This is a genomic window from Alistipes sp. DJF_B185 (genome assembly GCF_964250025.1).
GTDB lineage: Bacteria > Bacteroidota > Bacteroidia > Bacteroidales > Rikenellaceae > Alistipes > Alistipes finegoldii.
Window position 1 is genome coordinate 623,139 of the sequence record NZ_CAXUDY010000001.1, and the last position, 18,805, is coordinate 641,943.

Below are 18,805 nucleotides of genomic sequence, written 5' to 3' on the forward strand. Positions count from 1 at the left end.
AGCTGAAATGTTTTTAGAGTTGCTGGTTGTAAAGGATGTCGTCGTAATTCTCCGCGGCGGCCTGTCGCAGCGTCTCGGCCGGGGTCGTGGCGAGCATCTGTTCGAGGTCCGGGGCCGGTGTGTCGGCCCTGCGGGTGCGGTATTCGGTAACGAGCAGGCCCATGACGAGCACGGCAGCCGCGGCGGCGGCCGTCAGGCAGTATCTGCGGACGGTCCGGGGAGGTGATGCCGGGCGGCGGGAGGTCCGGCTGAGGATGCGCTCGTGCAGCGCTTCGAGACTCTGCGGCGGGATGCGGTAAGGCATTTCCCGGCCGCTGTTTTCAAATTCACGGTTCATATTTCCTGCGTTAGTTTTTCTTTCAGTTTCTGTACTGCATAGTGGTAATTGACCTTGAGCGTCTGTTCGCGCTGTCCCAGCACGCGGGCTATCTGTCCGTAGGACATCCCGTCGTAATAGCGGAGGTTGAAGACCAGACGCTGCTTGAGCGGCAGTTCCAGCACGGCCTGCTGGAAACGCACCTGCATTTGGTCGGCGTCCTCGCCGCACTCTTCCGCCACGCGGCCCGCCAGTGTCCGGCTCACTTCGTCGAGCGAGGCAAACAGTCCCGTTTTGCGCCGCCGGAGCAGCGTCAGGGCCGTGTTCGTGGCGATGCGGTAGAGCCATGCCCCCATCTCGTCGCTCCCGCCCCGGAAGGTGCCGATCCTGTCGTATGCCCGGACGAAGGTCTCCTGCACCACGTCCTCGGCGTCTTCGTGGACCACCACCAGCCGCCGCGCATGCCAGTAAAGTGGACGGAGGTACGCCCCGACCAGCCGGTCGAAGGCCCCGTGCCGGACGCCGGGGTCGCGCAGCGCCGCAAGCTCTTCTGCCGATATGTCGCGGGTCGTCTCCATGAGGGTTTGTCAATAAGACGCATCAAAGGTGCGAAAGTTAAATCCGAATCCGAAATTTTTCTGCTCCGAGGGCGAATTTTCCGCGTCCGGTTTTTGATTCTTGATAATTTGGCTTATCTTTGCGCTCCGAAACAGGCGGAATTGGGGCGCGGCCCGCGAGGTCTCGCTGAGAACCGCCCAAGGTAACACATTAAAAACAAATTGCAATGAAAACCATTTCTGTAAAGGCCGTAAAGCGTGAAGAGTACGGCAAGAAAGCAGCCAAGGCCGTACGCCGCGAGGGCATGGTTCCCTGCGTACTGTCGGGCCACGGCGAGTCGGTCGCCTTCTCGGTGGACCCCCGCGAGATCAAACCCCTGATCTACACCCCCAACTCCTACATCGTCGAGTTCGATTTCGACGGCAAGAAGGAGCAGGCCGTGCTGCGTGAGGCTCAGTTCCACCCCGTCCGCGAGCAGATCTTGCACCTCGACTTCTACCGTATCGCCGACGGCAAGCCCGTTTCGATCGCGATTCCGGTACGCCTGACGGGTAACGCCGAGGGTGTGAAGGTCGGCGGTAAGCTGGCTCTGTCGGCCCGCAAGCTGGTCGTCAGCGCGCTGGTCGAGAACCTGCCCGACGAACTGGTCGTAGACGTGACCACGCTGGGCGTCGGCAAGACGATCTTCGTGGGCGACCTCAAGTTCGAGAACCTGAAATTCGTTACTCCCGCAACCACCGCTGTCTGCGCCGTTCGCGTAACCCGTGCTTCGCGCGGCGCTGCGGCTCAGGATTAGTCCGGTAGCGTATGAAATATCTTATTGTTGGGCTGGGAAATATCGGCGCCGAATATGCCGGGACCCGACACAACATCGGATTCAATGTGTTGGACGCCCTCGCAGAGGCGTCCAACGCTGTTTTTACCACGGCGCGTTACGGCGATGTGGCCCAAGTGAAACACAAGGGCCGCACGCTGATTCTGCTCAAACCCTCGACCTATATGAATCTTTCGGGCAAGGCCGTCCGCTATTGGATGGAGGCCGAAAAGGTCGCCCCGGAGAATCTGCTGGTCGTTTCGGACGATATCGCACTGCCGTTCGGTACGCTGCGGCTGCGCCCGAAGGGGAGCGCCGGAGGGCATAACGGCCTGAAGAATATTGCCGAACTTTTGGGAACGGAGAATTTCGCCCGGATGCGCTTCGGCGTGGGCGGCGACTTCCCGAAGGGGCATCAGGTCGATTACGTGCTGGGCGAGTGGAGCGAAGAGGACCGGAAGGCGATGCCTGAACGGCTCAAAGTCTTCTGCGACGCGATTCTGTCGTTCGCCACGATCGGCGTGGAGCGGACGATGAACTTCTTCAACAAGAAGTAGCCGAAAACAAGAATAGATGCCTGCCGGCATATGAAACGGGAAACCGGGCTTTCGTGCTTGCACGGAAAGGCCCGGTTTTTCGTTTTTGTGTATTCCGCAGGAATCTTGTCGTTTTCGGCAGTTTCGCCGTGGAAATCGCGCCGTGCGGTGTGGACACGGCGAATGCGGCGTGATTTCGGAGGCGGAGCGTCGGGCGGTTGGCGGAATGGCCGGCCTGCCGCCTTCGGGCGGCGTCTTGAGCGGCGGCGGATAGCCGTTGCCGGCATGTCGCGGCCCCGCAGCGGGGTGTGCGCCTACTCCTCGTCGTAATAGAGTTCGTCCATCAGGCCGTCCAGCTCGCGGCGCTCCTTCTTGGTGGGGCGGCCCGTGCCGCGGTCGCGGAATACGAAGACGGTCTCGCGCGGAACGTTGAGTTTGTCCAGCTCCTCCTGCGGCGTGACGTTGAGGCAGTACAGGGAAACGTTCTTGGCCGGCTGGCGGCTCGACACGAGGTCGAGGACCTTGTAGGAATAGGTCACCTGCATCCGGCGTACGGCGATCACGTCGCCGATCTTGACTTCGCGTGAAGGTTTGGCGTAGGCGCCGTTCACGGTCACCTTGTTGTTGCGGACGGCGTCCGCGGCGTCGCTGCGGGTCTTGAACACCCGCACGGCCCAGAGGTATTTGTCCAGTCTGATGTCGTCCATAGGTCGTTACTTTTCATAAATGGATTCGCTGCGGGGCGTGTCGTGCGACTGTTCGTCGTTCTGACGGCTGACGCTGAGGATCATGCCCAGAGCGATGGTGGTGAAGAGCGTCGAGGAGCCGCCGCGCGAAATCAGGGGCAGCGTCTGCCCCGTTTCGGGGATCAGGTTTACCGTCACCATGATGTGCAGCAGCGCCTGACAGGTTATCAGCAGCGCCAGTCCCAGCACCAGCAGTCCCGGAAAGGCCGTGCCGCACCGCCGGAAGATTTCGATTCCGCGGAAGAAGATCCACAGATAGAGCATCAGCAGCGCGATGGCCAGCACGATGCCGTACTCCTCGACGAAGAAGGCGTAGGCGTAGTCGCTTTCGGGGTGGATCATCTCCACGCGCATGGCGCTCTGTCCGGCTCCCTCACCGAAGATGCCGCCGTTGTAGATGGCGATCATCGAACGCTCGGTGTCGGTGAGGTGTTCGATCGGCTTGTCGGTCTGCGAACGGGTCCAGAGGTGTATCCATGTCGAGACGCGCCCTTCGGCGGTTTCGCTGCGGCCGAGGTTGAGCGTCATAATGAGGACGATGCCCACGCAGGCCAGCCCGACGAGCTTCATCAGTTCGCCGAAACGGACGCGCCCGATGAGCATCATCACCCACGAGGCGAGGAACACCAGCACGGCCGACGAGGTGTGGGCCGGGAAGATCACGGTGCACGAGACGACCACGGGCATCAGGATCGGCCATGTCCCTTCGCGCCAGATGCGGCGCTGTTCGCGCGACGAACGCCATGTCCAGAACCTGAGCGACGGCACGATGCGGATTTTGTCGATCTTCGACTGGCGTCCCGCCAGCTGGCTGGCGAGGAAGAGCACTGTGGCGACCTTCAGCGCTTCGGAGGGCTGGAACTGGAAGGGTCCCAGCGGAATCCAGCGGGCGGCGCCGTTGGTCGTGGCGCCGATGAAGTAGACGGCGACGGTCAGCAGGACCGAAAGGATGTAGACGGGGCGCGAAAAGAGGTTGTAGATGCGGCAGTTGATCTTCTGCACGGCGACCATCACGACGAGACTGACGATCAGGATCATCAGCTGCTGGCGCAGGAAATGCGCCGTGGTGCGGGCCGTGTGGGCGTCGTAAGCCATTTTGGCCGTCGAGGAGTAGACCACCAGCACCGAAACCACCGCCAGCACCGCGATGATGATCCACAACACGCGGTCGCCCGTGAAAAGCCTGAATTTGGGCTTTTCGGCCGTTTCGCCGCACGCGTTCGCCGCCTGCGGGTTTTCCTCGTCCGCAGCGGTCCCGTACTCGGCTCCGGATCGGCTCTTGCCCCGGCCGCCCCGCCCCTCGCTACCGTGCGGAGCAGTCTCTGCGGCCGCCGCTCCGGCCGTGCGCGGAGCGTTCCCGGCCGTTTCCGACCAAGGTTCCTGCGCCTGCTGCGCGCCCTGTGTCTGTTTCCGTTCGCCGAATTTCATCGCCTTATGCCTTTTCGTTTACCCACGCCTTGAACAGCTCGCCGCGGTTCTCGTAATTTTTGAAAAGGTCGAAGCTTGCGCAGGCCGGGGACAACAGCACCGCGTCGCCGGGCCGTGCGGCGGCTTTGGCCGCCGTCATCGCGGCGTCGAGCGAATCGGTGGAGATCACTTCGGGCACGACGCCCGTGAACTCCCGGAGCAGTTTGGCGTTGTCTATGCCCATGCAGACGAGCGTGTGCACCTTCTCGCGGGCGAAATCCTTGAGCGGCCCGTAATCGTTGCCCTTGTCCGTACCGCCGGCGATCCACACCACGGGGCGTTTCATGCTTTCGAGCGCATAGTAGACCGAATCGACGTTGGTGGCCTTCGAGTCGTTGATCCACAGCACGCCGCCGCTCTCCTTGACCGGTTCGAGCCGGTGCTCGACGGGCGCGAAGCCGTAGAGCGAACGGCGGATCGCCGCCGGAGCGATTCCTGCCGCGAGGGTTGCGAGCGCCGCCGCCATGGCGTTGTAGGCGTTGTGCAGGCCCTTGATCTGCAGTTTCGCGGTGTCGATCTCGACCGAGGCCTTTCCGACGGCCGCCGTGAATTTGCCGTCGCAGAGGAAAGCGTCCCCCGCGCCGCTGGCCACAGCATTTTTCGCCGCGAAAGGGAGCTGCTTCATGCGCAGGTCGTATTTCGGAAGCTGCTGCCAGATCACTTCGTCGTCGCCCGAATAGACGAAATAGTCGCGCGAAGTCTGGTTCTGCGTGATGCGCATTTTCGAATCGGCGTAGTTCTGGAAACAGTGGTCGTAGCGGTCGAGGTGGTCGGGCGTGATGTTCATCAGCACGCCGATATGCGCCCGGAACTTGTACATGCCGTCGAGCTGGAACGAGCTCAGCTCCAGCACGTACCAGTCGTAATCGCCCGTGGCGACCGAGTAGGCGAAGCTCTCGCCGATGTTGCCGCCCAGAGCGACCCGCATCCCGGCGTCGCGCATGATCTTGTATATGAGCGACGTGGTGGTAGTTTTGCCGTTCGAGCCGGTGATGCAGATGCACTTCGCCCGGCCCGTGTAGCGGCCCGCGAACTCTATTTCGGAGATCACGGGAATGCCTGCGGCGCGGAGTTTTCGCACCAGCGGCGCCGTTTCGGGGATGCCGGGCGACTTGACGACCTCCGCGGCGTCGAGGATGCGCTCTTCGGTATGGCCGCCCTCCTCGTAGGGCACCTGCCACTCGTCGAGCTTGGCCTTGTAGCGGTCGGCGATCCGCCCCGCATCGGAGAGGAAGACGTCGAACCCTTTCTTCTTGGCGAGGATCGCGGAGCCGTATCCGCTGATGCCGCCGCCCAGCACTGCTATCTTTTTCATGATTACCGGATCTTTAACGTTACGAGGGTGATGGCCGCCAGCAGCAGCGAGATGATCCAGAAACGCAGGACGATCTTGGTCTCGAACTGTCCCTTCTTCTGGAAATGGTGGTGTACGGGAGCCATCAGCAGCAGGCGGTGGCCTTCGCCGTATTTGCGCTTGGTGTATTTGAAGTAGCCGACCTGCATCATCACCGAGAAGCTTTCGACCAGAAAGACGCCGCACAACAGCGGCAGCAGCAGCTCCTTGCGGATGCAGAGGGCGAAGACGGCGATGATGCCGCCGATCGACAGCGAGCCGGTGTCGCCCATGAAGATCTGCGCCGGGAAGGAGTTGTACCAAAGGAAGCCGACCAGCGCGCCGACCAGCGCCGCGGCGAAGACGACCAGTTCGCCGCTGTCAGGGATGTACATGATATTGAGGTAGTCGGCGTATACGATATGTCCTGAGAGATAAGCCAGTACGCCCAGCACCGCCACGATCGGTACCGAGACCCCCGTGGCCAGACCGTCGAGTCCGTCGGTGAGGTTGGCGCCGTTGGAGACGGCCGTCACCACGAAGATGGCGACCAGCACGTAGAGCAGCCATGTCATCGTGGTGTTGCCGCCCGTGAGCCAGCCGTAATCGAATTCGTTGTCTTTGATGAAGGGAATGGTCGTCTGGGTGGTCTTGAGGCTTTCGGAGCTGAGGACCACGTTGCGGTGTACGGTTTCGAGCACGGAGCCGTCCTCGTTCATGTAGACGGTCTGTACGGGCTGTACGACTTTGTCGCGGACGACGATCTCCTGCGACAGGCACATCGTCGTGCCGACGATGATGCCCAGCCCGACCTGTCCCACGATCTTGAAACGGCCCTTGAGCCCCTCCTTGTTGTGGCGGAAAACCTTGATGTAGTCGTCCAGTCCGCCGATCAGCCCCAGCCATACGGTCGAGACGATCATCAGCTGGATGTAGATGTTGTCGAGCCGTCCGAGCAGAAGGATCGGAACCAGAATCGCAAGCAGGATGATCACGCCGCCCATGGTGGGGGTGCCGCGCTTCTGGAGCTGTCCCTCCAGACCGAGGTCGCGGACCTCTTCGCCGATCTGCTTGCGGCGCAGGAAGTCGATGATCTTGCGGCCGAAAATGATGACGATCAGCAGCGCGAGGATGATCGACGCCGCGGCGCGGAACGAAATGTACTGGAACATGCCCGAACCGGGCAGGTTGTAGGCTTCGTCCAGATACTTGAAGATGTAATAGAGCATATTGTTCGTTGGGTTTTATTTACCGAATGAATCGAAGGCTTTGCGGACCTCCTCCCGGTCGTCGAAGGGGTGTTTCACGTCGCCGACGATCTGATAGGTTTCGTGGCCCTTGCCCGCCACGAGCAGGATGTCGCCCGGCTGCGAGAGCATCACTGCCGTGCGGATGGCTTCGGCGCGGTCGGCGATGCGCAGGAAGCGCGCGCCGGGTTCGAGTCCCGCCGCCATCTGGTCGAGAATCGCTTCGGGCGACTCGTGGCGCGGGTTGTCCGACGTGAAGACGGCCGTGTCGGCGTACCGCACGGCGATCTGCGCCATTTCGGGCCGCTTGGTGCGGTCGCGGTCGCCGCCGCAGCCGCAGACGACGATCAGCTTCTGCGCCGGGGTGCGGATCTCCTCGATGGTGCGGATCACGTTTTCGAGCGCGTCGGGCGTGTGGGCGTAATCGACGACGGCCGTGACGCCGTTTGCGCTCCGGACCAGTTCGAAGCGGCCGCTGACCGGGTGCAGCATGCTCGCCGCGCGCAGCGTTTCGCCGCGGTCGAAGCCCAGCAGAACCGCCGCGCCGTATACGGCCAGCAGGTTGTAGGCGTTGAAGCGGCCCACCAGCCCGACCCATACCTCCTGTCCGTCGATGCGCAGCAGCATGCCGTCCGGGTGCATTTCGACGATCTTGCAGCGGAAGTCGGCCATCGAGCGCAGCGAGTAGGTGTGTATGGCCGCGGCGGTGTTCTGCACCATCACGCGGCCGTTTTTGTCGTCGGCGTTGGTCAGCGCGAAGGCCTCTTTTGAGAGTGAGTCGAAGAAGAGTTTCTTGGCGCGGATGTATTCGGCGAAGGTCTTGTGGTAGTCGAGGTGGTCGTGGGTGATGTTCGAGAAGATGCCGCCCGCGAAGTGCAGCCCGCGCGTGCGCTCCTGCACGATGGCGTGCGACGAACACTCCATGAAGCAGTACTCGCACCCCTCGTCGGCCATTTCGCGCATCATGGCGTTGAGCCGCACGGGGTCGGGCGTGGTGTGCGTCGCTCCGACGGTGCGTTCGCCGACCTTGTAGACCACGGTCGAAATCAGTCCCGCCTTGTGACCCAACGCCCGTACGAGGTCGTACAGCAGCGTCACGGTCGTGGTCTTGCCGTTGGTGCCGGTGATGCCGACGAGTTTCAGCGCGCGGCTGGGGTGGTCGTAGAACGCCGCGGCCATGTCGGCCAGCGCGCCTGCGGCGTCGGGCACCGCGACGTAGACGACGTCTGCGGCGGTCTGTTCGGGCAGGCGTTCGCAGACGACTGCGGCGGCGCCTTTTGCGACGGCGGCGGGAATGAAGTCGTGCCCGTCGTTCTGCGTGCCGCGCACGGCGAAGAAGCAGTCGCCCGGCCCGACGGCACGCGAGTCGTAAACCAACCCGGCGACGGCGGCCGAATCGTCGCCGTGCAGCGCCGTGACGGGGGTATTTCGGAGAAGTTCTTTCAGTGTTTTCATAAACCGTTGTCTTTTGTCGTATTCGCCCCTTGGGCGTCTTTGTCGCCGCGGTCCGCGGAATTCGGAGCGCAGGCGCTTCCGCGAACGCGTCCGGAAGCCGGGAAAGTCTCCCTGCGGCGCGGCGCCGGGGTGAATATCGTCAGTTCTTTCATCTTAGTTCAGCGTTATGGCGACCGTCGCGCCCGGCGTGATGCGCGCTCCGGGAGCGACGCTTTGCCGGACGACGGCTCCCCGGCCCGAAAAGCGGACTTTCAGGCCGCGGCTTTCGAGTACGAACAGCGCGTCCTTGAGTCCCATGCCCCGCACGTCGGGCATCGTGCCCGTTTCGGCCGGAAGGCTCGTGATGACCACGTTCGAAAGGCTGTCCACCTGCACGCGGCCCCAGCCCGTGCGGTGGTCGAACGAAGCGCGGGGCGAAAGCTTGTCCGCCACGCGGCGGATCTGGGCGATGTCGCCGCCCTTGATCCGGTCGGGGTGGCGGCGCGGGCCGTGCCGCTCGACGCGGCCGTACCAGTCGCGGTTGCGGTTGTAGATGTAATCGACCATGCGTTTGACGACCGGACCCGCCAGCGGACCTCCGTAATAGGCCTTGCCGGCCTGCGCACGGGTTTCGATGGTCGTCAGCACCGTGTAGCGGGGATTGTCGGCCGGGAAGTAGGCGATCATCGAGCCGAGGTAGTAGCGGCCTTCGCGGCTGCGGGCGTCGGTGATCTGCGCCGTGCCGGTCTTGGCGGCCACGCGCAGCCGGGCGGTGTCCCTGAAATAGAGGCTGGCGGTACCCTCTGTGCAGACCAGTTCGAGACACCGCTGTACCTCGCGCAGCGTCGAGCGCGAGCAGATCGACGAGGCGAGGGTGCGGCTTTCGAACCGCTCCTCGACGCGGTCGCCGCGCCGCAGTTCGCGCACCAGCACGGGCGAGATCATTTTGCCGCCGTTGGCGATGGCGTTGTAGAAGGTGATCATCTGGATCGGAGCCAGCCGCACGCGGTAGCCGTAGCTCATCTTGACCAGCATGACGCCCGGATCGGGAACTTTCCAGTCGGTGGTGATCGACGGGGCGCGCTCGCCCAGCCGTTCCAGTCCGACGGTCTGTCCGAGATGTAGTTTTTCGTGGAGGAAGTCGCTGTACTCCTGCTTCTTGCCCGTGATGCCGTAGCGCTCCCAGATCGCCTTGGCAAAGTAGACGTTCGACGACGAAGCCACGGCGCGGCGGAAGTCGATGACGTGGTCGCCGCGGTGCGAGTCGCGGATATTCTTGGCCGGGCCTACGGTCACCGGGTCGCCGTTGTGGGTGTCGTAGGCGGTCTGGGGAGACATGTCGGCGTCGTCGAGCAGCGTGAGCATCGTCGCCAGCTTGAAGGTCGAACCCGGCTCCATGCTGCGCCCCAGCGCGTAATTCTCGCGTTCGTAAAACGCCCCTTCGGTCCCCGCCCGGCCCAGATTGGCCATGGCGAGGATTTCGCCCGTATGGACCTCCATGACGATCGTCGTGCCCCAGATGGCGTTCTGAGCTTCTAGCTGGCGCCGCAGCGCCTTGTCGGCGACGTCCTGCAGGTCCAGATCGAGCGTGGTCACCACGTCGTAGCCGTCTTCGGGGTCCTCGTGGCCGCCGCCCGCGACGCGGCCGTAGAAGCCTCTGGCGATGCGTTGCCGCAAGGCTTTGCCGTCGCGGCCCGCAAGCTCTTCGCGGTAGGCCTCCTCGATGCCGTAATTTCCCTTGTCGCCCGTCAGTCCGATCGTGCGGCGCGCCAGTTCGCCCTGCGGGTAGACCCGCTGGTCGCGTTCGACGAGCCGGTAGACCATGCCCATGTTCCAGTTCAGCAGCGGATAACGCCGCAGGGTCTGCCATTCGGCGTAGTCCACTTCGCGGGGGAAGATATTGACGGGCGTGTGGTCGCGGATGGTGTCGTAGATGCGGCGCGTGGCAAACTCTTCGCCGCGCAGACGGTCCATCAGGCGCGAGAACCACCCTTCGGAGCGCAGGTAGGTCGTGTCGCGTCCGTTGACGAGCCGGTAGTGGCGGGCGTGCTCCTCGCGGAATTTGCGGCTGTATTCGGCGGCGGACTTGTCCCGGAAGAACGCCGCGAGGAGTTTGGCCAGCGAGTCGCTCTGTTCGCGGAAGGTTTTCAGCGAATCGAGACCCGGCGAAGCGAAGTCGAAGGCGGCCTGATAGCGGAAGATCGAAGTCGCCAGCGGCGCGCCGCTGCGCGAGAGGATGCTGCCGCGCTGCGCCGGAATGGTCTCCTCGGTGAAGATGCGGCTGGCCAGCCGTTCGGCGTTGTAGGCCACTTCGGAACTGAAGAGCTGCACCCAGACCAATCGTCCGAGCACGACGGCCCCGGCGAGTATGAACAGCACGTAAAGCAGTCGTACCCGCAGCAGAATGTCGCTTTTGATCTTCGAACGTTCCTCTTTCATCGTCCGTCAGTTTTCGATGATTTCGCCCGGCGCCGGCGGGTCGGTAAGCTCGATGCCGCGTTCGCGCAGCCGTTCGACGATGGCCGAGTGGGTGGTGCGGCGGTAACGCTGTTCCTGTAGGCGGATCGAGCGTTCGCGCAGGATCTGCACTTCGCGTTCGAGGCGCGAGTATTTCATGTCCAGATGCAGGGTGGTGAACATCACGGCGATGCTCAAAAAGAACATGCCCGCGATCGAGAGCATGTAGGGATAGTATTTCGAGACTCCCTCGTGGACGAGGATCGTACCTGAGAAGAGCTGCCAGAAGGTGCTGGCCTTGCGGCGGCGCTCCCGGCGCTGGCGCTCCTCCTCTTCGGCCTTCTCCTCCTCTTCGCGTTCCATGTCGGCGCGGATGTCCTCGTCGGCTTCACCCCGCTCGATGCGCAGCACTTCGCGCCGCACGCGGCGGGCGAATTCCTCCTCCTGCTTGCGGCGGGCCTCTTCTTCGGGGGTTACCGGGTCGAATTCGTGGTCCTTGAACATCCTTCTCTGCTGCTTTTGTCGTTGAATGATTCGCGGCGGCCTCCGCCCTCCGTTATTCGTTCTCCCGTTTTGCGGCCGCGCGCAGCTTGGCCGAGCGCGACCGGGGGTTGCGTTCCAACTCTTCGGCCGTGGGGACCACGGCCTTGCGCGTTATGATCTCGAACGGCGTGAGGGCGCGTCCGAAAAAGTCTTTCTCCACCGAGCCTGAGAAATTCCCGCTGCGCAGGAAGTTCTTGACCAGTCGGTCTTCGAGCGAGTGGTACGAGATGACGACCAGCCGCCCGCCGGGACGCAGTACCTTGAGACTCTGCTCCAGCGCCATTTTGAGCGCCTCCATTTCGCCGTTGACCTCGATGCGCAGCGCCTGAAAAAGCTTGGTCAGGAACTTCGACTCGTCTTTTTTCGGGGTGCAGGGCTTCACGGCCTCGACCAGCTGCGCCGTGGTCTCGATCGGTGCGGCTTCCCGTGCCCGGACGATGCAGTTGGCGATTTTCCACGGGGTCTCCAGCTCGCCCCACTCTCCCAGCAGGCGCGTCAGCGCGTCGGCCGGATAGCCGTTCACGACGCGGGCCGCCGTCAGCGCGCCCCGCTGGTTCATGCGCATGTCCAGCGGCGCTTCGCCCCGGAACGAGAAACCCCGCTCTACGGCGTCGAAATGGTGCGACGAGACGCCCAGATCGGCCAAAATGCCGTCCACCTGCTCCACCTCCCGCAGCCGCAGCGCCCCGCGCAGAAAGCGGAAGTTGCTCTCGACGTAGTGGAACCGCCCGTCGTCGGGACAGTTCGCGCGCGTGTCGCGGTCCTGATCGAAAGCGTAGAGTCTCCCGCCGGGACCCAGCTTTTCGAGGATGCGGCGCGAATGGCCGCCCCCGCCGAAAGTGAGGTCCACGTAAGTGCCCGCAGGGTCTACGGCGAGCAGGTCGACGGACTCCTTCAGAAGGACAGGTGTATGATACTGAGACATATTCGTTGCTGACAAGGTCGATTTGGGTGTAAAGTTAGGGATTTTTCGAAAAAGAATACCTATATTTGTGGATATAATTTTTTGTACGTCTTTATGCCCAGAATAGATATCGGAGCGGTACTTGCCGACAAAGCCCCGCGGCTGGCCCGCTGGATTCCCGGCTTCGTCATCGGCTGGCTCCGCCGCACGATTCACGAGTCGGAGATCAATTATATCCTCGAACACTACTGGAACCTGCCCCCGCAGGAGTTTATCCGCGCCTGCTTCAGGGAGTGGCAGGTGACCTATACGGTCGAGGGGCTCGAAAAGCTCGATCCCAAGGGCCGCTATCTGTTCGCCGCGAACCATCCTTTCGGGGGAATGGACGGCATGATGCTCGCCGACAAGCTGATAGACCGCTTCGGCGACGCCCGCGTGGTGGTCAACGACCTGCTGATGCACCTCGAACCGCTGCGTCCGCTATGGATTCCGGTGAACAAGCACGGTTCGCAGAACAGCGCCTACGCCCGCAAATTCGACGAGGAGTTCGTCGGCGAAGTGCCGATCCTGACCTTCCCGGCGGGGCTCTGCTCGCGCTGCATCGGGGGCGAGGTGACCGACCTGCCGTGGAAAACCAACTTCCTGAAAAAGGCCTACGCTTCGCAGCGCGAGATCGTGCCGGTGTTCGTCGAAGGACGGCTGTCGAACTTCTTCTACCGCGTGGCCCGGCTGCGCGTGATGCTGGGGCTGAAGCTCAATATCGAGATGCTTTGGCTGCCCGACGAAATGTTTTCCCAAAAGGGCCGGCACTTCCGCATTTTCGTGGGCGACCCGATTCCCGTCTCCGAGCTGCAGCGTTACGGCGGACTCCGCGAGCAGGCCGAATTCGTACGCAAAAAGGCGTATTTTTTGGAAAATATGCTCGCGCCGGAACCGGAAAAACGCTAAAATCGGTATTTTTGCCCCAGTTATATGCAACAGAGACAGATGGAAGCCATCATACCTCCCGTTGAAAGGGAACAGCTCCGCGCCGAACTGACGCCGGAGCGCAAGGCCCGCGATACGAAGAAGGCCGGGAACGAGATTTATATCTTCTCGGCCGCCGAGTGTCCGTCGCTGATGCGCGAGATCGGCCGCCTGCGCGAAATCGCGTTCCGCGGCGCGGGTGGCGGCACGGGCAAGGAGCTGGACATCGACGCCGAAGATCTGGCCGAGGACGGCTACTACCAGCTGATCGTGTGGGACCCCGCCGCCGAAGAGATCGTCGGCGGCTACCGTTTCATCATCTGCACGGATGAATATCCGCGGCATCTCTCGACCGAACACTATTTCCGCTTCAGCGACAAGTTCCGCCGCAAATACCTGCCCCGCACCATCGAACTGGGCCGTTCGTTCGTGCAGCCCTCCTATCAGGCGCGCGGCAACGCCAAAAGCATCTATGCGCTGGACAACCTCTGGGACGGGCTCGGTGCGCTGATCGTGCTGGACCCCCGCGCCAAATACCTTTTCGGCAAGGTGACGATGTATACGACCTACAAGGCCGTGGCCCGCAACGCCCTGATCTGGTTCCTGCGCCGGTACTTCCCCGACCGGGACAACCTCGTCGAGGGCATCCATCCGCTCCGGCTCGATTTGGACGACCCTTATTATGAGCAGCTCTTCACGGGGCAGACCTATCAGGAGAATTACCGCATTCTGATTCAGAAAATCCGCGAGTTCAACGAGAACATTCCGCCGCTGATCAACGCATACATGAACCTTTCGCCCACGATGCGGGTTTTCGATACGGTGTCGAATCCCGATTTCGGCGGTGTCGAGGAGACGGGCATTCTGGTCACGATACGCGACATCTATCCCGAAAAACGGGAGCGTTATACCCGCTGGCTGGGGTGGCAGGCCAATCTGCAGTACCGCCGCGAGCTTTTCCGCAAACGGGTGCGCGAGCATTTGGACCGGATCAAGAAACGCAAAGGCGAATGACGTCTGCTGCATCGGATAAAAGCCGCACGGCATTCCGTGCGGCTTAATTTTTCAGACGGAAATCGGTCGCGGGATGCAGTAAAAGGGCTTTTGCAGCGTTTATAAGGGCAGTAATGCTAATTTGATTCGCTATGAAAAGATTGTTTTCGGCCCTCCTTTGTCTGGCCCTGATCGCGGGATCGGCGGCGTGCAGCGACGACGAAACGACCCGTCCCGTGCTGGTTGTCAACGCCGGCGAGAGTTTTCTGTCGCTCGACGCACTGGCCCGCGCCGGCAAGATCTCCGTAACTTCGTCGCTGCCGTGGCGCGTGACGGCCGCCGCCGGGGACAAGTGGTTTACGCTCTCCGCCACGGAAGGCCCGGCGGGATATTCCGAGATCGAGGTGACCTTCGACCGGAACGAAGGCCCCGCCCGCAGTGCGCAGCTGGCTTTTGCCAGCGAGGACCTGATCGTGCCGTTCGTCATGTCGCAGAGCGCGCCGAAGGACGGTTACGACGCGCGCCGGATTACTATTTTTATGCCGGATTCGGCACGATGCCGCCCTCTATGCCGGATTGCATGTGCTGTCCCACGACAAACCGAGTTATTTCTATTATACGCGTTCGAGAACGTTCGACCCGGATAAGTTCCCGCCGCATGTCAAAGTCACGACGGCGGCCGACCGGACCTCGGATGCCACCGAAGCCGAAAAGGACGCGATGTGCCGCGAAATGAAACGGCGTGTTCTGGAGATCAACAAGGCCGATCCGACGGCCGTCTTCAGTCTCTATGTGGACGACCTGCGCTGCCGTCTGGGTTACGACTGGTTCGTGGCGCAGGGAATCGACTCCGCGCGGGTGAAGGTGAGCCTGCTTTCGGACGGAACGGCGACATACAACAACTTTTACAACTATTTCGGCGATCCGGCCACGGCTCAGCAGAATTGGGACGCCTATGCCGCGGAGGTCGAGGCGCTCGACTGGAATCACGGGGGACGTTATCCCGAAACCCGTGCCGAGTTCGAGCTCGAATCGTGGACGTGGCCTTACTACCTCGCGACCCGTCCCGGCTATCGCTTGGTGATGCAGAACGGGTCGCTGCTCGAAAGTTCCTGCCCGTTCATTACCGACAAACTTCGTGAAATGCAGATCGAAGATATTCAGCCCTACGAGATGCTGTCGACACTGCCCGAATCGGCCCGCAGGCTGTTCTACGACATGGCGGGCTTCGATTACGACAAATTCGCCGCCCTGTTCGACGCTTCTCCCAAAGGCAACCTGATCATCATCGGAACGAGCCATCAGAACGCCGCGAGCGAACAGCAGCAGCGCGATTACGTGGCGCGGATCGTCGAACAGTACGGCGCAGCGTACGACATTTTCTTCAAGCCTCATCCCGCCGACACCTCTTCGGCGTCGTACGAAACCGACTTTCCGGGGCTGACGCTGCTTCCCGGTCAGATGCCGTTCGAGATTTTCGTCTGGTCGCTGATGGATCACGTCGATATGATCGGCGGTTATCCCTCGACGGTTTTCCTGACGGTGCCCGTCGATAAGGTGCGGTTCATCTTCGCTCCGGATGCCGAGAGTCTGGTGCGCCCGCTCAACCTGCTGTTCCGCGACGCGGCGAACGTCGAGTGGATGCAGTAAAGACTCTTCTGCGGATGTGGTTCCTGCGGATATGGAAACAGCCGGTCATGCGACCGGCTGTTTTGTTTGCGGGCGTGCTGCCTGCCTTTTTCGGGTCTTGTCCCGTTTGTCTTGGTTGTCCGTCCCTCCGTTCCCGGCGGCAGCTTACCGCGAGGCGGCCAGCGACGAGGGAGTCACGCCCTCGGAGTTTTTGGCCCAGTCGCCACGGGCGCGGAGCACTTGCTCGACGATGTCGCGCACGGCCCCTTCGCCGCCCTTGAATTCGGAGACGTAACGCGACGCTTCGATCACTTCGGCGGCGGCGTCGGCCGGGCAGACCGGGATGCCTACTTCGCGCATGCACTCCAGATCGGGGATGTCGTCGCCCATGTAGATTGCGTTCCGGGGGTCGATGCCCTCCTCGGCGAAGTATTCGTGCAGGGCGCTGATCTTGTCCATGCAGTCGATGTAGGCCCGCGTGACGCCCAGCATCTTCAGCCGGTTTTCGAGGGTCTTGCCGCGTCCTCCGGTGATGATGCAGACCTTGTAGCCCATTTTGATCGCGTAGGCCAGCGCATAGCCGTCCTTGGCGTTGTAGCGGCGGATGAAGTCGCCGTCGAGTGTGGGGATGATGCCGCCGTCGGTCATCACGCCGTCCACGTCGAAGACGAAGGCTTCGGTGCGCGCTATATCTTCTTTGAAGTTTCCCATATGCTGTTGCTTATGATTGAATAGATGTTCTTGAGTTGCAGGTCGTCGTCGAGCAGGGCGCAGTGGCGGGCGCGGGTTCCGGTGTCGTTGCGCACGGCGGGACCTGTCTGCACGTCGGCCGGGGAGGCCGCGTCGAGCGCCTTGGCGGCGGTCTGGGCGATCAGCGGCTTGAGCACGTCGAACGGAAGTCCCGCACTGCCGGCGATGCGCTCTGCGACGGCGTACATGTGATTGACGAAATTGCAGGCGAAAACCGCCGCGAGATGCGCTTTTGCCCGGCAGGCCGAGTCGGCCCAGATCACCGTGCGCGAGAGACGGCGGGCGAAGGCTTCCAGCTCCGGGCGCAGGGCTTCGTCGTCGGTTTCGAGAAAGACGGGAATCTGCGAAAAATCCACTTCGCGGCCCTTGGTGAAGGTCTGGAGGGGATAGAAGACGGCCCGGCGCGTCGTGGGGCGGTCGGGCAGGGCTTCGAGCGGCACGCTTCCGGCGGTGTGGGCCACGACGGCCCCCGCGGGAATGGGCAGCGAAGCGGCCGCTTCCGCTACGGCCCGGTCGCTTACTGCGATCAGGTAGATGTCGGCTTCGGCCAGCCCGGCCGGGTCCGAGGTCCATTGGGTGCCGGCGAGTGCGGCGACCGTCTTTCCGCGCTGGGCGTTGCGGGCGAAGAGCTGTACGAGTTTCAGGCCGCTTCGGGCGACGGCCTGCGCCAATGCTTCCGCGAGGTTGCCGCTTCCGATGATTACTGCGCGTTCCATAAGTTTCTTTGTCGTTTCGTTAAAGCAGGTCCACCAGCCGCACGTTGTCCTGCGATTTGCGGGCCGTTTCCTTCAGGTTCTCCAACTCCCGGTCGATGCGGGTCAGTTCGGCGTTGCGGGCCAGATCGACGGTCGTCTGCCCCGACGCTTCGACCGCTTCGAGCACCCCGTAGACGGTCAGCGTCCCGGTGTCGTGCGCCGGGGCGAAGGCCACTTCGCGTTCGCCGTCGCCCGAAGGCACGGCGATGAGCTGTCCGGCCTGCACGAGCTGGTAGAGTACGTCGTTGACGATGCGCGTGGGCAGTCCGAGCCGTGCGCGGATCACGTCGGCGGGCGTTGCACCGCCCTTTTCGCGGAAGTGCCGCACCACGGAGAGCATCACGGCCAGCAGGATCTTGCGCCGCTGGTCGTAGCTTATCAGCAGCGATTCGCGCTCCTCGCCGAAGCGGGCGATATTCTGGTAGGCGAACGACAGCTCGCCGCCGAACAGCAGGATCTGCCACGAGGTCTGGAGCCAGATCAGCAGCAGCGGAAGGGCCGCGAAACTGCCGTAGATGGCGTTATAGGAGGTCATCCACCGCTGAATGTAGATATAGCCCCACTGAAAGAGCAGGAAGAGCGTGCCGGCGACGATGCCCGCCATCAGCGCGCTCTTGAATTTGACTTTGGTGTTGGGGATGATGATATACAGGATGGTGAACATCACCCAGATGATGAACATCGACGCGAAGCGCGAGAGCAGGTCGAAATACCAGCTGCCGTCGAATCCCAGCAGCTGCTGGGTGTAGTTGCCTACGGCATTGGCCACGACCCACAGCACCGGAACGATCATCACCACGGCGATATAGTCGGTGTACTGGCGCGTCACGCTGCGTTCGACCTTGACCTCCCAGATGTTGTTGAAGGCGCTTTCGATCGAGCCGAAGACCCGGATTATGGCCCAGAAGAGCATCACCAGCGCCACGGCCGCCACCACGCCGCCCTGCGTGCGGGCCAGCGCCTTTTCGGCGAAACCGACGACGTAGTCGATGATTTCGGGGTTCTGCGGGAAGAGGGCGTAGAGGTTGTCGATCAGTCCGTCGGCCAGTCCGAAGCCCTTGACCACGGCGAAAACCACCGCTACGATCGGCACCAGCGACATCAGCGTATAGAATGTGAGGGCCGCGCTGCGGACGATCATGCCGTGTTCCAGCAGGCCCCGCGCCGTGTAGAACAGCAGGCGGTACTGCTGTACGAGCCACCGGATGACCGGGTTGCGCCATTCGTTGATGTCGCGCCGGAAGATCGTGTCGGTGAAGTAGGTGAATATCTCGCTGATTTTCATAGGCTGTTACGATTCCTGCAAACGGACTGCGCGCCGAACGCCGCCGGGCGCATTCCGATATGCTGCAAATAT

The 18,805-nt window shown here is 62.3% G+C and carries 19 protein-coding genes; 6 read left to right on the forward strand and 13 right to left on the reverse strand.

The features are described 5' to 3' along the window. Window positions 1-13 precede the first annotated feature (13 nt). On the reverse strand, window positions 14-337 hold the full coding sequence (locus tag ACESTR_RS02795) for a hypothetical protein (RefSeq protein WP_014775318.1): 324 nt from the start codon (window positions 335-337) through the stop codon (window positions 14-16). Then, a complete protein-coding gene (locus tag ACESTR_RS02800) occupies window positions 334-894 on the reverse strand; it encodes an RNA polymerase sigma factor (RefSeq protein WP_014775317.1) in 561 nt (186 codons plus the stop codon). Before ACESTR_RS02800 ends, ACESTR_RS02795 begins: the two co-directional genes overlap by 4 nt. Before the next feature lie 206 nt (window positions 895-1,100). Between ACESTR_RS02800 and ACESTR_RS02805 the strand changes: the two genes are divergently transcribed. Together ACESTR_RS02805 and pth are read left to right on the forward strand one after the other, a co-directional pair. Then, window positions 1,101-1,670 (forward strand): 50S ribosomal protein L25/general stress protein Ctc, encoded by a 570-nt coding sequence (locus ACESTR_RS02805; RefSeq protein ID WP_009599152.1) that lies wholly within the window; start codon window positions 1,101-1,103, stop codon window positions 1,668-1,670. 11 nt (window positions 1,671-1,681) lie between these two features. Next, window positions 1,682-2,245: an aminoacyl-tRNA hydrolase gene (gene pth, locus ACESTR_RS02810; protein ID WP_195559072.1), complete on the forward strand. Its 564-nt coding sequence runs from the start codon at window positions 1,682-1,684 to the stop codon at window positions 2,243-2,245. A 293-nt stretch (window positions 2,246-2,538) separates the two neighbouring features. On the opposite strand, the gene ACESTR_RS02815 is transcribed toward pth, so the two are convergent. From ACESTR_RS02815 to rsmH, 8 genes are all read right to left on the reverse strand, one after another. After that, window positions 2,539-2,931: an RNA-binding S4 domain-containing protein gene (locus ACESTR_RS02815; RefSeq protein ID WP_009599111.1), complete on the reverse strand. Its 393-nt coding sequence runs from the start codon at window positions 2,929-2,931 to the stop codon at window positions 2,539-2,541. 6 nt (window positions 2,932-2,937) lie between these two features. Beyond that, window positions 2,938-4,398 carry an FtsW/RodA/SpoVE family cell cycle protein gene (locus ACESTR_RS02820; RefSeq protein WP_009599084.1) on the reverse strand — a complete coding sequence of 487 codons (1,461 nt, stop codon included), beginning with the start codon at window positions 4,396-4,398 and terminating at the stop codon, window positions 2,938-2,940. A 4-nt stretch (window positions 4,399-4,402) separates the two neighbouring features. After that, entirely contained in the window at window positions 4,403-5,752 is a 1,350-nt protein-coding gene (gene murD / locus ACESTR_RS02825) for a UDP-N-acetylmuramoyl-L-alanine--D-glutamate ligase (RefSeq protein WP_014775315.1), read from the reverse strand. Window positions 5,753-5,754: 2 nt separating this feature from the next. Next, complete coding sequence (mraY, locus tag ACESTR_RS02830; RefSeq protein ID WP_279063688.1) at window positions 5,755-6,999, reverse strand: phospho-N-acetylmuramoyl-pentapeptide-transferase; 1,245 nt, start codon at window positions 6,997-6,999, stop codon at window positions 5,755-5,757. 15 nt (window positions 7,000-7,014) lie between these two features. Beyond that, complete coding sequence (locus ACESTR_RS02835; protein ID WP_009599120.1) at window positions 7,015-8,472, reverse strand: UDP-N-acetylmuramoyl-L-alanyl-D-glutamate--2,6-diaminopimelate ligase; 1,458 nt, start codon at window positions 8,470-8,472, stop codon at window positions 7,015-7,017. A 153-nt stretch (window positions 8,473-8,625) separates the two neighbouring features. Beyond that, a complete protein-coding gene (locus tag ACESTR_RS02840) occupies window positions 8,626-10,890 on the reverse strand; it encodes a penicillin-binding protein (RefSeq protein WP_278973065.1) in 2,265 nt (754 codons plus the stop codon). Between the two features lie 6 nt (window positions 10,891-10,896). Then, the gene (locus ACESTR_RS02845; protein WP_022044466.1) at window positions 10,897-11,412 is read right to left on the reverse strand and encodes an FtsL-like putative cell division protein; all 516 of its coding nucleotides are present in this window, start codon (window positions 11,410-11,412) and stop codon (window positions 10,897-10,899) included. A gap of 52 nt (window positions 11,413-11,464) precedes the next feature. After that, complete coding sequence (gene rsmH / locus ACESTR_RS02850) at window positions 11,465-12,376, reverse strand: 16S rRNA (cytosine(1402)-N(4))-methyltransferase RsmH (RefSeq protein WP_039940886.1); 912 nt, start codon at window positions 12,374-12,376, stop codon at window positions 11,465-11,467. Between the two features lie 93 nt (window positions 12,377-12,469). On the opposite strand from rsmH, the gene ACESTR_RS02855 reads away from it, so the two are divergent. The 4 genes from ACESTR_RS02855 (at window position 12,470) to ACESTR_RS02870 (ending at window position 15,964) form a co-directional block, all read left to right on the forward strand. After that, on the forward strand, window positions 12,470-13,303 hold the full coding sequence (locus tag ACESTR_RS02855) for a 1-acyl-sn-glycerol-3-phosphate acyltransferase (protein ID WP_009599104.1): 834 nt from the start codon (window positions 12,470-12,472) through the stop codon (window positions 13,301-13,303). Between the two features lie 24 nt (window positions 13,304-13,327). Further along, window positions 13,328-14,335, forward strand: coding sequence for a GNAT family N-acetyltransferase (locus ACESTR_RS02860; RefSeq protein ID WP_009599151.1), 1,008 nt, complete (start codon window positions 13,328-13,330; stop codon window positions 14,333-14,335). Between the two features lie 131 nt (window positions 14,336-14,466). Continuing rightward, on the forward strand, window positions 14,467-14,961 hold the full coding sequence (locus ACESTR_RS02865; RefSeq protein WP_009599138.1) for a BACON domain-containing protein: 495 nt from the start codon (window positions 14,467-14,469) through the stop codon (window positions 14,959-14,961). After that, window positions 14,897-15,964: a hypothetical protein gene (locus ACESTR_RS02870; RefSeq protein WP_022044470.1), complete on the forward strand. Its 1,068-nt coding sequence runs from the start codon at window positions 14,897-14,899 to the stop codon at window positions 15,962-15,964. The genes ACESTR_RS02865 and ACESTR_RS02870 overlap by 65 nt, the downstream gene beginning before the upstream one ends. A gap of 144 nt (window positions 15,965-16,108) precedes the next feature. Here ACESTR_RS02870 and ACESTR_RS02875 read toward each other — a convergent pair whose 3' ends face one another. Genes ACESTR_RS02875 through ACESTR_RS02885 form a run of 3 tightly spaced genes read right to left on the reverse strand, consistent with a single transcriptional unit; the run spans window position 16,109 to window position 18,733 of the window. Beyond that, complete coding sequence (locus tag ACESTR_RS02875; RefSeq protein WP_009599161.1) at window positions 16,109-16,654, reverse strand: KdsC family phosphatase; 546 nt, start codon at window positions 16,652-16,654, stop codon at window positions 16,109-16,111. Beyond that, window positions 16,630-17,409: a Rossmann-like and DUF2520 domain-containing protein gene (locus ACESTR_RS02880; protein ID WP_009599140.1), complete on the reverse strand. Its 780-nt coding sequence runs from the start codon at window positions 17,407-17,409 to the stop codon at window positions 16,630-16,632. The genes ACESTR_RS02875 and ACESTR_RS02880 overlap by 25 nt, the downstream gene beginning before the upstream one ends. A gap of 19 nt (window positions 17,410-17,428) precedes the next feature. After that, the gene (locus tag ACESTR_RS02885) at window positions 17,429-18,733 is read right to left on the reverse strand and encodes a YhjD/YihY/BrkB family envelope integrity protein (protein ID WP_009599129.1); all 1,305 of its coding nucleotides are present in this window, start codon (window positions 18,731-18,733) and stop codon (window positions 17,429-17,431) included. Between the last annotated feature and the right edge of the window lie 72 nt (window positions 18,734-18,805).

Excerpts from the sequence above, each read along its gene's own strand:
- ACESTR_RS02865 (WP_009599138.1), top strand. The coding sequence starts at position 14,467 with ATGAAAAGATTGTTTTCGGCCCTCCTTTGTCTGGCCCTGATCGCGGGA.
- ACESTR_RS02855 (WP_009599104.1), top strand. The coding sequence starts at position 12,470 with ATGCCCAGAATAGATATCGGAGCGGTACTTGCCGACAAAGCCCCGCGG.
- mraY (WP_279063688.1), bottom strand. The coding sequence starts at position 6,999 with ATGCTCTATTACATCTTCAAGTATCTGGACGAAGCCTACAACCTGCCC.
- rsmH (WP_039940886.1), bottom strand. The coding sequence starts at position 12,376 with ATGTCTCAGTATCATACACCTGTCCTTCTGAAGGAGTCCGTCGACCTG.
- ACESTR_RS02880 (WP_009599140.1), bottom strand. The coding sequence starts at position 17,409 with ATGGAACGCGCAGTAATCATCGGAAGCGGCAACCTCGCGGAAGCATTG.
- ACESTR_RS02805 (WP_009599152.1), top strand. The coding sequence starts at position 1,101 with ATGAAAACCATTTCTGTAAAGGCCGTAAAGCGTGAAGAGTACGGCAAG.
- ACESTR_RS02815 (WP_009599111.1), bottom strand. The coding sequence starts at position 2,931 with ATGGACGACATCAGACTGGACAAATACCTCTGGGCCGTGCGGGTGTTC.
- ACESTR_RS02885 (WP_009599129.1), bottom strand. The coding sequence starts at position 18,733 with ATGAAAATCAGCGAGATATTCACCTACTTCACCGACACGATCTTCCGG.
- ACESTR_RS02845 (WP_022044466.1), bottom strand. The coding sequence starts at position 11,412 with ATGTTCAAGGACCACGAATTCGACCCGGTAACCCCCGAAGAAGAGGCC.
- ACESTR_RS02820 (WP_009599084.1), bottom strand. The coding sequence starts at position 4,398 with ATGAAATTCGGCGAACGGAAACAGACACAGGGCGCGCAGCAGGCGCAG.
- pth (WP_195559072.1), top strand. The coding sequence starts at position 1,682 with ATGAAATATCTTATTGTTGGGCTGGGAAATATCGGCGCCGAATATGCC.
- murD (WP_014775315.1), bottom strand. The coding sequence starts at position 5,752 with ATGAAAAAGATAGCAGTGCTGGGCGGCGGCATCAGCGGATACGGCTCC.
- ACESTR_RS02795 (WP_014775318.1), bottom strand. The coding sequence starts at position 337 with ATGAACCGTGAATTTGAAAACAGCGGCCGGGAAATGCCTTACCGCATC.
- ACESTR_RS02800 (WP_014775317.1), bottom strand. The coding sequence starts at position 894 with ATGGAGACGACCCGCGACATATCGGCAGAAGAGCTTGCGGCGCTGCGC.
- ACESTR_RS02835 (WP_009599120.1), bottom strand. The coding sequence starts at position 8,472 with ATGAAAACACTGAAAGAACTTCTCCGAAATACCCCCGTCACGGCGCTG.
- ACESTR_RS02875 (WP_009599161.1), bottom strand. The coding sequence starts at position 16,654 with ATGGGAAACTTCAAAGAAGATATAGCGCGCACCGAAGCCTTCGTCTTC.
- ACESTR_RS02840 (WP_278973065.1), bottom strand. The coding sequence starts at position 10,890 with ATGAAAGAGGAACGTTCGAAGATCAAAAGCGACATTCTGCTGCGGGTA.
- ACESTR_RS02860 (WP_009599151.1), top strand. The coding sequence starts at position 13,328 with ATGCAACAGAGACAGATGGAAGCCATCATACCTCCCGTTGAAAGGGAA.